Below are 13,791 nucleotides of genomic sequence, written 5' to 3' on the forward strand. Positions count from 1 at the left end.
CATGCCCCATGAGCCCGTGGCCGTCGTCGGCATCGGCCAGACCAAGCACGTCGCCGCCCGCCGTGACGTGTCCATCGCCGGACTCGTCCGCGAAGCCGCCCAGCGCGCGCTCGACGACGCCCAGCTGACCTGGGCCGGCATCGACGCCGTGGTCATCGGCAAGGCCCCGGACTTCTTCGAGGGCGTGATGATGCCCGAGCTGTACCTCGCCGACGCCCTCGGCGCCGTCGGCAAGCCCCTGCTCCGCGTCCACACCGCCGGATCGGTCGGCGGATCCACCGCGCTCGTCGCCGCCGACCTGGTCGCCGCCCGTGTCCACCGCACGGTCCTCACGGTCGCCTTCGAGAAGCAGTCCGAGTCGAACGCCATGTGGGGCCTCTCGCTCCCGATCCCCTTCCAGCAGCCCCTCCTCGCCGGGGCCGGCGGCTTCTTCGCCCCGCACGTACGCGCCTACATGCGGCGCAGCGGCGCACCGGACACCATCGGCTCGCTCGTCGCCTACAAGGACCGCCGCAACGCGCTGAAGAACCCGTACGCCCATCTGCACGAACACGGCATCACCCTGGAGAGGGTCCAGGCGTCGCCCATGCTCTGGGACCCCGTGCGCTACTCCGAGACCTGCCCCTCCTCCGACGGGGCCTGCGCCATGGTCCTGACCGACCGCGCGGGCGCGGCCCGTTCCCCCGCGCCTCCCGCCTGGATGCACGGCGGCGCCATGCGCAGCGAGCCGACGATGTTCGCGGGCAAGGACTTCGTCTCCCCCCGGGCCGGCAAGGACTGCGCCGCCGACGTCTACCGGCAGGCGGGCATCACCGACCCGCGCCGCGAGATCGACGCCGTCGAGATGTACGTCCCGTTCTCCTGGTACGAGCCGATGTGGCTGGAGAACCTGGGCTTCGCCGCCGAGGGCGAGGGCTGGAAGCTCACGGAGTCCGGTGCGACCGAGATCGACGGCGATCTGCCGGTGAACCCGTCGGGCGGAGTGCTGTCCGCCAATCCCATCGGCGCCTCCGGAATGATCCGCTTCGCCGAGGCGGCGCTGCAGGTGCGCGGCCGGGCCGGGGAGCACCAGGTCGACGGCGCCCGCACGGCGCTCGGCCACGCCTACGGCGGCGGGTCCCAGTTCTTCTCCATGTGGCTCGTGGGAGCGGAACCGCCCGCCGGCTGACGCGGCGCGCGGCGCGTGCCCCGCACCCTGTCCGTGACCGGGCGCCGTCGCTAGTCTGGCCCGGAGCCGATGCGGGAGGAGCAGGGACGTGGCCGAGAGCACCACCACCACTACCACGCAGATGTTTTCGGGCTGGGACAAGCCGGAGCTCGATCTCAGCGGCGCCGACTGGCAGTCGGGCAGCCAGGGAGTGGGCGACGTCCAGATCGCCTTCGTCGAGGGCTTCATCGCGATGCGCAACGGCCGACGGCCCGAGAACCCGTCACTGATCTTCACCCCCGCCGAATGGCGCGCCTTTGTGCTGAACGCACGCGAGGGCGAGTTCGACCTGACCTGAGGCACCGGGCGGCGTGGGCCGTCCGGCAGCGGGGTTACGGTGGTCGGCATGGCCGCGCACGCTCACCCGCTCGTACTCGACCTCGCCCTCACGATCCGCCACGACGGACGCGGGGGCGTGGCCGACGATCTGGCGGAGACGGCGGGGCTGACCGAGTGGGTCCGCCGGCACGCGGAGGAACTCGACGGTGCGGGGGCGGCCGGGGCGCCGGTCCCTGAGCCGTTCCGCGCGGCGGCCTTCGTCGCCGACGAGGCGAGCCTGACCGCCGTGCGCGATCTGCGGACCGCCGTCCGGTCGCTGTTCGCCCGTGCCGTGCGGCCGGGTCCTCCGAGTCCCGCCGACGCACGGTGGCTGCTCCCCGAAGGCGACGCCCTGGAGCGGCTCAACGGCGCCGCGGCGACCGTGCCCGTCGTGCCGCGGCTCGAGTGGGCCGACGGCACCGCTCCCGTCGTCGTGTCGCGCTCGACCGGGACGGTTCCGGCGCACGAGGCGCTGACCGCCGCCCTCGCCCGCGCCGCGATCGCCTTCCTCGCGAGCCCCGACCGCGAGCGGCTGCGAGCCTGCCTCGCACCGCGCTGCGTGCGGTACTTCCTCAAGGAGCACCCGCGCCAGGAGTGGTGCAAGCCCTCGTGCGGCAACCGCGCGCGCGTCGCCCGCCACCACGAACGGCACCGCACGCCCACGTCCTGACCGCCCGGCCCGGAGCGTCCGCAGGACGCCCGCTCCGCGGGCCGAGCCGCAGCGATGCCCGCGAGCCCCGCCGGTTCACGCGGCGCCCGGCGCGCCGGCCGCAGGACGAGCCGGACCCGGCGCGGCTCCGTGCGGCGGCCGCGGCCGCGGCGATCCGGCCGGAGGACGCTCCGCAGGGTGGTCCAGCCGCCGTTGGGTCCGGGGACCGGGCACGATGCCCCGTGCGACGCGCGGGGAGACGACGACGCCCCGGAGTCGTGACCCGCCCTTCCGGGCTCCCGGCCTCCGCCCCCCGCTCCCGCGTCACGCGGACGTGTGCGTCGCGTCGCGGGACGGGCCCGCGGAGCCGTTGATCTTCTCGATGGCCTGGCGGGCGTGCTCACCCGGCGTGCGGGCCGCCAGCGACGAGACGGGCGACGCCACCGGCGGCAGGGGCGGGGCGGGATCCGTGGCCGGCTTGGGGCGCATCGCGGACCGGGTGCGCAGCCGGTGCCCCGCGGCCTCGTCCAGGCTCACCGGCCGCTGCATCCGGGCGGCGAGCCTGCCCGCCTCCTGACCGAGTGCCGCCACGTCCTCCCATGCCAGCCGGATCACGAGACGGAGCTCCGCCTCGCCGTCGGGGAGAGCTTGCAGGTCGGGACTGATGCTGTCGTTCATGGGCTGATCCCTCACTGTCGGTACGGATCTCGTCGTCGCTGTGCCGGTCATGGACAACGGGTGCGCCCAGGGATACGGGCCCGAGGCCGTGCGCGTTCAAGGCCGCCCAGGGCGGAGGGACCGGCCCGGCGGCGACACGCGGCTCGCCCGCGGGCGAACGCCTCCCCGACCGCGCGTGACAGGGCCCCCGCCCCGACTCGGCCGACCCCGTGCGGACACGTACCATGGCGGTTATGTCGTTTCTCCGCCGCCGCAGCGCCGCCACACCCGCGGGTCCGGACTTCGATGTCCTGGCCATGGACCCGGGCGACTGGCCCGGAAATCTCGGCGCCGGTCTGCTGCCCGCCCCCGACGGCAGCTGTCAGGGCGTGTTCCTGCGCTACGACCTGTTCGGCGGCCGCGGACCCGCGATGATCATCGGCAATCTCCCCGAGGGATCACCCGCCCGCGAGGTCGAGGAGGGCGAGATCCCCTTCGAGGTCGCCCAGCTGCTCATCGCCCTGGAGAACGACGAGCCCGTCGAGGTCGTCGACGTCGAGGACACGCCCGTGATGCAGGGCGACAACCTTCTGATCGTCCGGCGCGTCAAGCTCTCCGAAAGCCGCATCTCGTGCGTGCAGTTCGACCGCAGCGACAACGTGCTCGTCACGATCGCCAGCTGGGACCGCCCGATCACCGACGATCTGTACGCGCTGCTCAAGCCGCTCCCCGCGGAGCTCTTCCAGCAGGGCTGACACGCCCTCCACCGAACTGCCCCGGGCGGCGCGCCCCGGGCAGTTCCGTCTCCGCGGCGCCCGCGCCCGCGGCTACACGCGTACCTCCGCGCGCTGCTCGGGCAGACCCAGCCGGAAGGCCGACGTACCGAGCCCGGTGGGAGTGCCCAGCCGCCACGGCGCCGCGCCCCCGCGCAAGTCCTCCTCACGGTAACGCCGCGCTCTGCGATGCCAGTTGAGAATGCCGGCGATCCAGTCCTCCAGTTCGCGCACGTAGGCGCCCAGCGCCGCACGGGCCTGCGCGTCCAAGGCCAAGTCCTCGCACAGCAGAGGCAGTTCGTGCTCCTTGACGTGCAGGAACTCACGCAGCCGCGAGCGCATCAGCTCGTCCGTCATCGCGGCGGCCGTCGGGTAGTCGCAGTCGAAGAACTTCTGTACGACCAGGACGGCGTTGTGGACCTCGCCCTCGTACTCGATCTCCTTCTGGTACGAGAACAGGTCGTTGAGCAGACAGGCGTAGTCCGCGGCGGAGTTCTCCAGGCTGCGCAGCGGGCCGCTCGCACAGACCTCCAGTGGGAGCTCGCCCTCGTGGCGCAGCCGGGCGAGGCTCATCGTCAGGTCCGACCCGAACGTCAGCCGGCGCATCTCCATGTAGTCGACGGGGTCGGGCACGCGGTGCTGCGCCTGGTTGTGCAACTCCCACAGCCAGCTGTCCAGCATGACGTCGACCGCCCCGCGCAGGGTCTGCCGGGCACCGGGCGACATCCGCCCCGCCGTGCGCGCCCACAGGTCGGCGAGACTGCGCTCCATCGGGGCGACCGCGAGGGCGGCGCCCGCCTCCGGTTCGTCGACCGGCATGCACGCCTTCAGTCTCTCGTTCGACAGCCTCGCCCCCACGAGGTCACGCGCCCTGCCGTAGACCAGCGGGTAGTAGTCGTCGCCGTACGTCCCCCACGTCAGCCATTCGGCGCTGAGCTCCAGCTCCTCCGGCGTGGCGTCCGGGTCGAGGCCGGCCGAGCACAGCGCGAAGTCGAAACCGGAGAGCTTCGCCTCGTCCCAGATGTCGTTCAGCAGCCCCATGCGACCCGCCCAGGCCAGCGACCTGCCGCGCGCCTCGTGCAGGTGAGGGCTGAGCGTGAGCGGGAACGGCAGGTCGAACTCCGGCAGCCACGACGGCCCCACCTGCTCGGGACGGTGCGTGAGCGTGCGCAGCCGGGCCGTCGCCGGGCGGCCGAACAGCGTCCTGATGTCGAGAGCCGACATGCCGAGCACCCCGTCGAGCGGCCCCGGCCCGGTGTCCACGCCCTCGTTCATGTAGCGGCTGGAGCGCATGTGCCACTCATGGCCGCCGGACTGCCAGTCCTGGAGCCCCTTGGCATAGGCGGCGATCGCCGCGCACTCCGCCGGGCTCAGCCCCTTCTCCACGCACAGGGCGGGCACCTCGGTGAGCGCGGTGTTCTCGAACTGCTGGACGCGGGAGGTCAGCAGGTCGTTGACCACCTCCGCCGCCTCCTGTGTCGTGCAGCCGAGGAAGGTCTCCAGGACCAGCACCCCGTTGCTGTTCTCGCCCTCCACCTCCACCTCGCGCTGGTACGAGAACAGGTCGTTGCGCAGGTGCACCGCGTCCGAGAACGTGTCGCGCAGGACCCGCAGCGGGCGCGAGTGCGCGACGGACTCGGGGACCTCGGCGCCGGCCGCGTACTCCACGAGGCCGGCCGACCAGGGGGCGCCGCCCACCTTGCGGCGCATCTCGATGTACTCGAGAGGGTTCGCGATCCGGCCCTCGTTGATGTTGGAGAGCTCCCACATCGACTCGTTGAGCAGGTTCTCGGTGGCGCGTGCGAAACGGGCGCGCCAGGCGGGCGACATGGCGGGCACGGTGCGTGCCCACAGATCGGCGAGGCCCGACTCGACCGGGTTCGTCGGCTCGGGCGTCCCACGGGACGGGTCCATCGGCATGAACGCCGGCAGCCGGTCGAGGTACGCCTTGCCGCCCGCCCTGTCCTGAGTGCGCTTGAAGACCTCCAGGAAGTGGTCGTCGAAGAAGAAGACCCACACGTACCAGTCGGTGATCAGACTCAGCGCCTCCGCGGTGCAGTCAGGATGCGTGAAGGCGCACAGCAGCGCGTAGTCGTGGGCCGCGAGGTCGCTCTCCTCCCAGATGCCGGACCCCTCCAGCATCCCCATGTCCCGTGCCCACCGCGTCGTGTGCTGCCGTGCCTCCTCCACGTGCGGGTTGAGCCGTGCCGGATGGGGCACGTAGAAGTCCGGCAGTTCGAAGGGCTGTGCCATAGGAGTCCGGGGCCTTTCGGTGAACAGCCGCGCACGGGGCGCGGACCGGCGTGGTCGGCCCAGCTCTACCCCCCGCTCAATGGGTGCACGCGCCCGGGCGATTAGTCGTACAAGCCCTCAAAACGGGAGCGGGGTGTCGCCGGACCCCACGACCGGTGACACCCCGCAGTCCGCCACCCGGTGCTACCGGGCCGTCACCTCCACGTCGGAGGCCTTGACGAACGCCACCCGGTGCCCGAACTGGACCTCGTAGTACATCTCCTGGCCCCGCACCACCCGGTGCCCGGCCGTGTCGAACGTCGTCGCGTACAGGTACTCGCCCGGCAGCCGGTCGCCGACCACGTACTCCTGCCCCGCGCGCAGCTTGTACGGCAGGGGCGAGACCGGCTGCACCGGCACGCCCGCCGGATAGGCCGACGCCTCCGGGTACGCACGCCCGTACACCGGCACCTCGGCGAGCCCGTCCCTCGGTGTCAGCACCTGAGCCCGCGCGGGCACCGCCGTCGGCTCCGTGCGCGGATTGTGGAACCACGCCTTCTGGCCCAGGTACCAGATCGCCGTCCAGTCGCCGTCGCGGCCCGCCACCGCGTACTGCTGTCCGGTCGAGGCCCGCGCACCGGTGTCGTTCACCCCGGTCGTCGAGTCCTGACCGCCCGGCCGCAGCCCGATGTCCTTGACCAGCGGTGCGCTCTCGCTCGGCGCGGTGTGCAGCCGGACCGCGCCCGAACCGTGCGGCGTGCACGCCTCTCCTCCAGCCTCCGGCCGGGGGGACCCCCATCTCGCTTCGCTCGCCTTCGTGCAGCCCGTGTAGAGCGGCCGGTTGGCGTCGTAGTCGGGCCGGATGGTGACCACCGGGCTGCCCGGACCCGCCTCGGGCGTGAACGGCCGGCCCAGCAGCGTGAAGTAGTGCGCCCAGTCCCAGTACGGCCCGGGGTCGGTGTGCATCCCCCTGATGGTGGCCGTCGTCGTCCCCGGCACGTTGTCGTGGCCCAGGATGTGCTGACGGTCCAGCGGCACGTCGAACCGGTGGGCGAGGTAGCGCACCAGCCGCGCCGAGGTGCGGTACATCGCCTCCGTGTACCAGGCATCGGGGGACACCAGGAAGCCCTCGTGCTCCAGACCCACCGACTTGGCGTTCACGAACCAGTTCCCGGCGTGCCAGGCCACGTCCTTGAGCGGCACGTGCTGGGCGATGTGCCCGTCCGAGGAGCGCAGCGAGTACTGCCACGACACGTACTGCGGGTTCTGCACCAGCCGCAGAGTGGTGTCCCACGTGGCCTCGGTGTCGTGGATGACGATGTACTCCACCGACTGCGACGCCGGCCGATCCGCCTTGTCGTGGTTGCCGTAGTCGCCCTGGCCGAACTCCTCGTACGGCGCCGGGATCCATTCGCAGGCCACCGAGCTCGGGCACTCCGTCCGGGCGGCGTCGGCGGTGCGCAGACCGAGGCCCGCCACCTGCGCACGGTCCGGCGCCACGCCGGGATCGGCCGCGAGCACCATGCGCTGACCGCTGTCCGTCGTGCGGGCCTGGCCCGTGCGGATCACGTCGAACACGTCGTCGGCGTACGTCGTCGCCGTCGCCACGTCGTCCGCACCCGAGAACCGCGCCACCGCGCCGTACCACTGTGCCGGATCGTCGCTCGGCGGACGGCCCAGCGACTTCTGCGCGTCGGCGAGCAGCGCCGCGCCGCCGCGCACGTTCGCCGCCGGGCTGTCGCGCAGTTCTCCGGGGTCGATGCCCGACACCTGCGCCGCCTGCTCCAGCGTGCGCAGCCGCGGCGGAAGCGACGCCGTCTCCGGCGGTGCCGCCTCGTCCACCGCGCGCACCGCACGCGCGTCGTCACCCCGCGCGTCCTCCGCGCCGTGCGAATGGTGCGGCGCCTCGGCCAGCGCGGTCCGCGCGTCGGTCAGATGCATGGGGCCGTAGCCCCCGGTCACGCTGGCGGCCCCGCCGTGCGCGTCCCAGCGGGACTGCAGGTACGACACACCGAGGAGCACGCTCTGCGGCACGTCGAACTCATCGGCCGCCGCGGCGAATTCACGCTGCAGCGCGGAGGGGGAAGGGCGCACGTCGGCCGTCGCCGACGGCCCGGAGGAGAGCAGGGGCAGGAGCAGCGCGGCAGTGGCCACCGCCGCGCCCGCTGTCCACGCCTGCCGGCGGGTGCTTCTGGAACGCGCGAGGGCGAATCCTTGCAAGGCAGCCTCCCAGGACGGATGGTGCGCGGGACCGTTAAGGGGTATCGGCTTCCGGACGATCCGTCAATCATGCTCCAGAGTGGGGAATTTGCACGTCATCCCATGTGTCGGCGAGTTTCGCGACGGCAGTACGCGGGCCTGCGGCGTGTCAGTGGCATGGACCAATGTCCGGGCTCGCCCGCCACCCGGACCACCACGCGACACACGTCCCCCGAGGGGCCCACGACAGCGCGAACGGAGCAGAGCGGTGGACCCGATGGGCCCACGACAGCGCGCTGCGCTCCCGGTGTTCGACACCGGGCGCGCAGCGCGCTTCCCCCTCGTCCGGCGGTCAGCGGGTGCCGACCGCCGCGCGCACGGCCCTGCGGGCCAGTGCGCAGTCGTCGTGCAGTCGGCGCAGCAGCAGCCGCTGTTCCTCCCCGGCCGCGAGCCCCGCCGGGGGCGCCTGGCCCCCGACGACGGGCGGCGCCTCCCGCATCGTGCGCTGCACGGCCGTCTCGTACGTACGGATCTCCCGCGTCAGCACGAGCATCAGATTCACCAGGAACGCGTCCCGTGCCGCCGTCCCGGCCTGCTGGGCCAGCTGGCTGATCTGACGGCGTGCCACCGGGGCGTCCCCGAGGACCGCCCACAGCGTGGCCAGGTCGTATCCGGGCAGGTACCAGCCCGCGTGCTCCCAGTCCACGAGGACCGGACCGGTGGGGGAGAGCAGGATGTTCGACAGCAGCGCGTCACCGTGGCAGAACTGGCCCATGCCCTGCCGGCCGCCCGCCTGGGCGAGACCGTGGAGCAGCTTCTGCAGGTCGCCGAGGTCCCGGTCCGTGAACAGCCCCAGCTCGTGGTAGCGGGAGATCCGCGAGCCGTAGTCGAGCGGCGCGTCGAACATCCCGGCGGGCGGTCGCCACGAGTTGAGTCTGGCGACGGCGCCGAGCGCCGCCCGCACGTCCGCCCTCGGCGGCGCCTCGAGAGGATGCCGGGCGAGAGCCGCGGGCCGGCCGGGCATCCGCTCGATCACCAGCGTGCAGTTCTCCGGGTCTGCGGCGATGAGCCGGGGCACCCGGACCGGCGGCCGGTGCCGCACGAACGCACGGTAGGAAGCTATTTCGTGGCGCAGCGACTCCGCCCAGGCGGGAGAGTGGTCCAGTAAGCACTTGGCGACCGCGGTGGTACGCCCTGTCGTTCCGACGATGAGCACGGAACGTCCGCTGCGGCGCAGCACCTGCACCGGATTGAACTCCGGGCAGATCCGGTGCACCGACGCGACAGCCTTGCGCAGCTGTGCGCCCTGAGGGCCGGACAAGTCGATTCTCCCGCTGACGGGGTGGCCGACCGCACCGGCGGGCATGCGTGCCCGGCCGGCGTGGGCGGGGGCGAGATACGGTCCGGAGCCGGCCGGGACAGCCGGACGCTGCGGCCGGGACGGGGCGGACACGGAGGACGATGCTGTGTACATGGGAGATACAGATCCCTTCGTGTGCCGACAAGTTGCGTGCGCTGCCCCGCTCCGGACGTACCGGAGGCAACACCCTGGGGAATGTGCCCCTGGCAGCCGGAGCGAGGTGGCGCGTTCCTACCTGACACCGGACCGCGGGTGGCACACCATCTGGCGGACCCTGGCGAACCCTGGCGAATGGTCGCCGGCCCCATGACAGCGGGTTACTGTCAACTCAGCCGAGAACCTGGGGGCTTGACGTGAGCGGAGAACCCAACACCCGCCTGAGCGACCTGTTCGGCCTGGCCGGCTGGTCCAAGGGCGAGCTCGCGAGACTCGTGAACCGGCAGGCGGCGGCCATGGGCCACCCCCAGCTGGCGACCGACACCTCGCGCGTACGGCGCTGGATCGACATGGGCGAGTCCCCGCGCGATCCCGTGCCGAAGGTGCTGGCGGCCCTGTTCACCGAGCGACTCGGTCGTGTCGTGACCATCGAGGACCTCGGGTTCGTACGGAGCGGGCGAGCGGGGAAGCGGCGGGACGTCCAGGGCACTGACAACCCTGACGGTCTGCCGTGGGCGCCCGACCGTACGGCTGCGGTCCTCACCGAATTCACGGGAATGGACCTCATGCTCAACCGACGCGGCCTGGTGGGCGCCGGCGCGGCACTCGCCGCGGGCTCAGCACTCAGCAGCGCCATGCACGACTGGCTCAAGACCGAACCCGGCACCTCCCAGGATCCCGCCTTCACCTACGATCCGCTGCACGCCGACCCCGTTGGGTACGACCGTTACGAGGCCGCCCCCATCGGGTCGCAGGAGATCGAGGCACTGGAGCGCTCTGTCGAGGTGTTCCGCGCCTGGGACGCCGCCCGCGGCGGCGGACTGCAGCGCAAGGCGGTCGTGGGCCAGCTGAACGAGGTGGGCGGCATGCTCGCCTACCGCCACCCCGACCACCTCCAGCGGCGCCTGTGGGGCGTCGCCGCCAATCTCGCCGTCCTCGCGGGCTGGATGTCCCACGACATCGGCCTGGAGCCCACCGCTCAGAAGTACTTCGTCATCGCCGCACATGCGGCGCGCGAGGGCGGCGACCGCCCCCGTGCCGGCGAAGCGCTGTCCCGTGCCGCCCGCCAGATGGTGCACCTGGGCCGGCCCGACGACGCCCTGGACCTGATGAAGCTCGCCAAGGCGGGCTCGGGGGAGCAGACCCTGCCCCGTACCCAGGCCATGCTGCACACCATCGAGGCGTGGGCGCAGGCGTCCATGGGCCGCGGGCAGGCCATGCGCCGCACCCTCGGTGAGGCCGAGGATCTCTTCGTCTCCGACAAGGGCGATGTGCCGCCGCCGAGTTGGATGCAGATGTTCGACGAGGCGGACATGCACGGCATGCAGGCGCTGGCGTACCGCACGCTGGCCGAGCACGACCCGTCGGCCGCGAGTATCGCCCAGCGGCACGCCAAGCAGGCGCTCCAGCTGCGCGAGGGCGGGCGTCAGCGCTCCAAGATCTTCGACTACATCTCGCTGGCATCGGCGTGCTTCATCGCCGACGACCCGGAGCAGGCCGACCGTTACGCCAGGCTCGCGCTGGTGTCGATGGGGGAGACCTCCTCGCACCGGACGTGGGACCGGCTGCGCGAGATGTACCGGCTCACCGGGCAGTACGCGGGCTACGCGAAGATCGAGGACCTGCGCGAGGAGATCCAAGTGGCGCTTCCCGCCGCCCCGTCGACGAAGCGCAGAAGCACGCGGATCTGACACGAGGGAGCGCGCAACCAGCGGGCCCGACGGCGGGCGCGCGGAAGCTTTCCACGTGACGGTGCTCGTGGCCGACGGCGGTTGTGCCGAAGCCTCCGCCCCTGACGGCGGGTGCGACGTCTCCGGAAAGGCGGTCGGGCCCAGGGGGCATCCGCCTCGCCCGTCCTACGCGTTCACCTTCGCCACCAGCACACAGGCGTCGCCCTGGCGCTCACCCTGACCGAATTCCTCCACCACGACCCTGACGCCTTCCTGTGCGTCACGCGTCCCGGTGAGCCGCGCTGCCAGTGCCGTCAGCCGGTCCGCCGCAACTTCGGCGTCCTGGGGTCCCGAGCTCGTACGCGTCAGCCCGTCCGTGTGCATGACCAGCACGTCGCCCGGCTGCAGGGTCAGTTCGCCCTGCTCGTACGATGCACCGCTGGTGGCTCCCAGCAGCACCCCGTCGAGCCTCGACAGCGCGCGCCCCGTCCCGTCGCGGAACAGCAGCGGGGCGGGGTGTCCGGCCTGTGCCCAGGTCACCACGCGGGTGGTGGGGTCGTAGCGGCAGCACACCGCGCTGCCGAGGGCGGACTGGGTGGAGGTGTCCAGCAGCCGGTTCAGATGGGCCATGAGCTGCCCCGGGCGGACGCCCGCCACGGCCATGCCCCGCAGCGCCCCCAGCAGCATGGCCATCGACGACGTCGCCGCCACTCCGTGACCGGTGAGGTCGCCGACGCCCAACAGCGATGCCCCGTCGGGCAGTTGCAGCGCGTCGTACCACTCACCGCCGATGAGGGCGCCGTCGGGCGAGGGAAGATAGTGCGCGGCGACGTCCAAGGACGTGGGGCTGCCGGGCGGGAACTGGAGCGAGCCGCGCCACGACGGCAGCACGGCCTCCTGCATCTCGACGGCGAGCCGGCGCTCGGTCCGCTCGATGTGCTGGTGCCGTTGCAGCGAGTCCCGGGTCTCACGAACAGCCCGCTGACTGCGCCGCAGCTCGCTGACGTCGCGGAGGACGGCCCACATGGAGGCCGTCGAGCCGTCGGAGTCGAGGACCGGCTCGCCCATCATGTGCACCGTGCGGACGCGCCCGTCGGGCCGCACCATGCGGAACTCGCCGTCGATGGGCCGGCCGTCGACCAGACAGTCCGTCACCATCGCCGTGAGAAGGGGCTGGTCCTCGGCGAACACGACCGAGGGCAGCTCGTCCAGGGACATGGGTCCGGCCGCGGGGTCGCGGCCGAGGATCTGGTACAGCTCGTCGGACCAGCTCACCTCGTCGGTGAGCAGGTTCCACTCCGCGCTGCCGACCCGGCTGAGCAGCGAGCCGCTGCCGGCCGCGCTGTCCGCCTCGTACGCGGCGAGCTCGTCGGCGAACGCGTCGGCCGTCGCGGGCGGCAGGCCCTCCTTGAGCTGGTCCAGGTGCGCGCCCAGGTCGTCCAGGTGATGGACCGCGAGATCGCAGAGCGCGCGCTGCCATCGTCCCTGCGGGTCGTCGTCGGCGTCGCCCACCGTGTCCTGGCGCACCGCGTCCACGTCGCCGCGCAGCCTGCGGGTGCGGGTGATGAGGGCGTCGACGGCGCCACGCTCGGGCGGCTGGGCGGGACGGTCCGCGAACACATGGGGCGGCATGTCGAACTCCGATACAGGCGCGGCCACAAGCCAGGACTGATACAGGGACCGGGTACGACTGTTGCACAGGCGGCGACAGGCCGTAAGCCGTTTGGCAACACTCGATCCGGTGGTGCCTTTGGCATGTGCCAGCGGCTCTCCGCTCCTTCGTCCTCCAGTTCGGACGGCTTCTGTCGCAGCGTACCCGCATGGGCGCGCGGTATCCGTGGCTGATGTGATGCGTGTGACGGAAGCCGCCTCGCGTGGTCATGGCATATGCCCGTGGCCGGACACGCGTGCGCCGGAAGCGGTCGGGCGTGCGACGCCGAGCAGCGACCGGGAAGAGGAAGGGGACACGATGAGCGTGGTTCTGCGGACCGGTGCCACAGCGACCGCGGCGCCGCTCGTGCTGCGGCCCTGGCGCGAAGAGGACGTCACCGCCCTCGTGGAGGTGTACCGGGGTGACGAACTCCTTCGGCGCTACACCAGAGTTCCCGTGAACAGCGTCGAGGACGGACTCCGCCGGCTCGACGTGCGGCGGCGTGGCTGGGAGACCGGAACCTACCTCGGATTCGCCGCGTTCGAGGAACTGTGCGGCGCCGCCGAAGGGCGGCTCGTCGCGAATGTCGCGCTCAAGCGCCCGGAGGCCGGCGCGCCTGCCGCCGAAGTCGGGTACTGGACCGCGCCGGCCGCCCGAGGGCGGGGCGTCGCGCCCATGGCGATCGAGGCGCTGACGAACTGGGCCTTCCGCACGTACGGGCCCGAGGGCCTGAGCCGACTGGAGCTGCTGCACCAGGTCGACAACACCGCGTCCTGCCGGGTGGCGGCGAAATGCCGATTCCTCTACGAGTCGACTCTTCCGGCCCGGCCGCCCTTCCCGAAGGACGGGCATCTGCACGTCCGTCTGGCCCCCGGCGCCGTGCCGGGGGCGTTGTCAGTGGTGGGCGGCAGTATGTGAG

11 protein-coding genes are annotated in these 13,791 nt (G+C 72.3%); 6 read left to right on the plus strand and 5 right to left on the minus strand.

Translation table 11 applies throughout. The features are described 5' to 3' along the window. Window position 1 precedes the first annotated feature (1 nt). The 3 genes from HW130_RS04035 (at window position 2) to HW130_RS04045 (ending at window position 2,195) form a co-directional block, all read left to right on the plus strand. Window positions 2–1,168 carry a thiolase domain-containing protein gene (locus HW130_RS04035; protein WP_177147990.1) on the plus strand — a complete coding sequence of 389 codons (1,167 nt, stop codon included), beginning with the start codon at window positions 2–4 and terminating at the stop codon, window positions 1,166–1,168. Between the two features lie 121 nt (window positions 1,169–1,289). Continuing rightward, window positions 1,290–1,505 carry a DUF397 domain-containing protein gene (locus HW130_RS04040; RefSeq protein ID WP_177148139.1) on the plus strand — a complete coding sequence of 72 codons (216 nt, stop codon included), beginning with the start codon at window positions 1,290–1,292 and terminating at the stop codon, window positions 1,503–1,505. 48 nt (window positions 1,506–1,553) lie between these two features. After that, window positions 1,554–2,195 (plus strand): ABATE domain-containing protein, encoded by a 642-nt coding sequence (locus HW130_RS04045; protein ID WP_177147991.1) that lies wholly within the window; start codon window positions 1,554–1,556, stop codon window positions 2,193–2,195. A gap of 303 nt (window positions 2,196–2,498) precedes the next feature. Here HW130_RS04045 and HW130_RS04050 read toward each other — a convergent pair whose 3' ends face one another. Next, a complete protein-coding gene (locus HW130_RS04050; RefSeq protein WP_177147992.1) occupies window positions 2,499–2,852 on the minus strand; it encodes a hypothetical protein in 354 nt (117 codons plus the stop codon). 233 nt (window positions 2,853–3,085) lie between these two features. Between HW130_RS04050 and HW130_RS04055 the strand changes: the two genes are divergently transcribed. Next, the gene (locus HW130_RS04055; RefSeq protein WP_177147993.1) at window positions 3,086–3,586 is read left to right on the plus strand and encodes a hypothetical protein; all 501 of its coding nucleotides are present in this window, start codon (window positions 3,086–3,088) and stop codon (window positions 3,584–3,586) included. Between the two features lie 72 nt (window positions 3,587–3,658). Here the strand turns inward: HW130_RS04055 and HW130_RS04060 are convergent, their stop codons facing one another. The 3 genes from HW130_RS04060 to HW130_RS04070 form a co-directional block, all read right to left on the minus strand. Further along, window positions 3,659–5,857: a terpene synthase family protein gene (locus HW130_RS04060; RefSeq protein WP_177147994.1), complete on the minus strand. Its 2,199-nt coding sequence runs from the start codon at window positions 5,855–5,857 to the stop codon at window positions 3,659–3,661. Between the two features lie 183 nt (window positions 5,858–6,040). Next, complete coding sequence (locus tag HW130_RS04065; protein WP_177147995.1) at window positions 6,041–8,056, minus strand: peptidoglycan recognition family protein; 2,016 nt, start codon at window positions 8,054–8,056, stop codon at window positions 6,041–6,043. Window positions 8,057–8,387: 331 nt separating this feature from the next. Beyond that, window positions 8,388–9,509 (minus strand): aminoglycoside phosphotransferase family protein, encoded by a 1,122-nt coding sequence (locus HW130_RS04070; RefSeq protein ID WP_177147996.1) that lies wholly within the window; start codon window positions 9,507–9,509, stop codon window positions 8,388–8,390. A 239-nt stretch (window positions 9,510–9,748) separates the two neighbouring features. On the opposite strand from HW130_RS04070, the gene HW130_RS04075 reads away from it, so the two are divergent. Further along, entirely contained in the window at window positions 9,749–11,242 is a 1,494-nt protein-coding gene (locus tag HW130_RS04075) for a hypothetical protein (protein WP_177147997.1), read from the plus strand. Window positions 11,243–11,407: 165 nt separating this feature from the next. Here the strand turns inward: HW130_RS04075 and HW130_RS04080 are convergent, their stop codons facing one another. Continuing rightward, window positions 11,408–12,853 (minus strand): PP2C family protein-serine/threonine phosphatase, encoded by a 1,446-nt coding sequence (locus HW130_RS04080; RefSeq protein WP_177147998.1) that lies wholly within the window; start codon window positions 12,851–12,853, stop codon window positions 11,408–11,410. A gap of 337 nt (window positions 12,854–13,190) precedes the next feature. On the opposite strand from HW130_RS04080, the gene HW130_RS04085 reads away from it, so the two are divergent. Next, window positions 13,191–13,790: a GNAT family N-acetyltransferase gene (locus HW130_RS04085; protein ID WP_177147999.1), complete on the plus strand. Its 600-nt coding sequence runs from the start codon at window positions 13,191–13,193 to the stop codon at window positions 13,788–13,790. Window position 13,791 lies beyond the last annotated feature (1 nt).

The sequence above is a fragment of the Streptomyces sp. PKU-EA00015 genome, assembly GCF_013387495.1.
GTDB lineage: Bacteria > Actinomycetota > Actinomycetes > Streptomycetales > Streptomycetaceae > Streptomyces.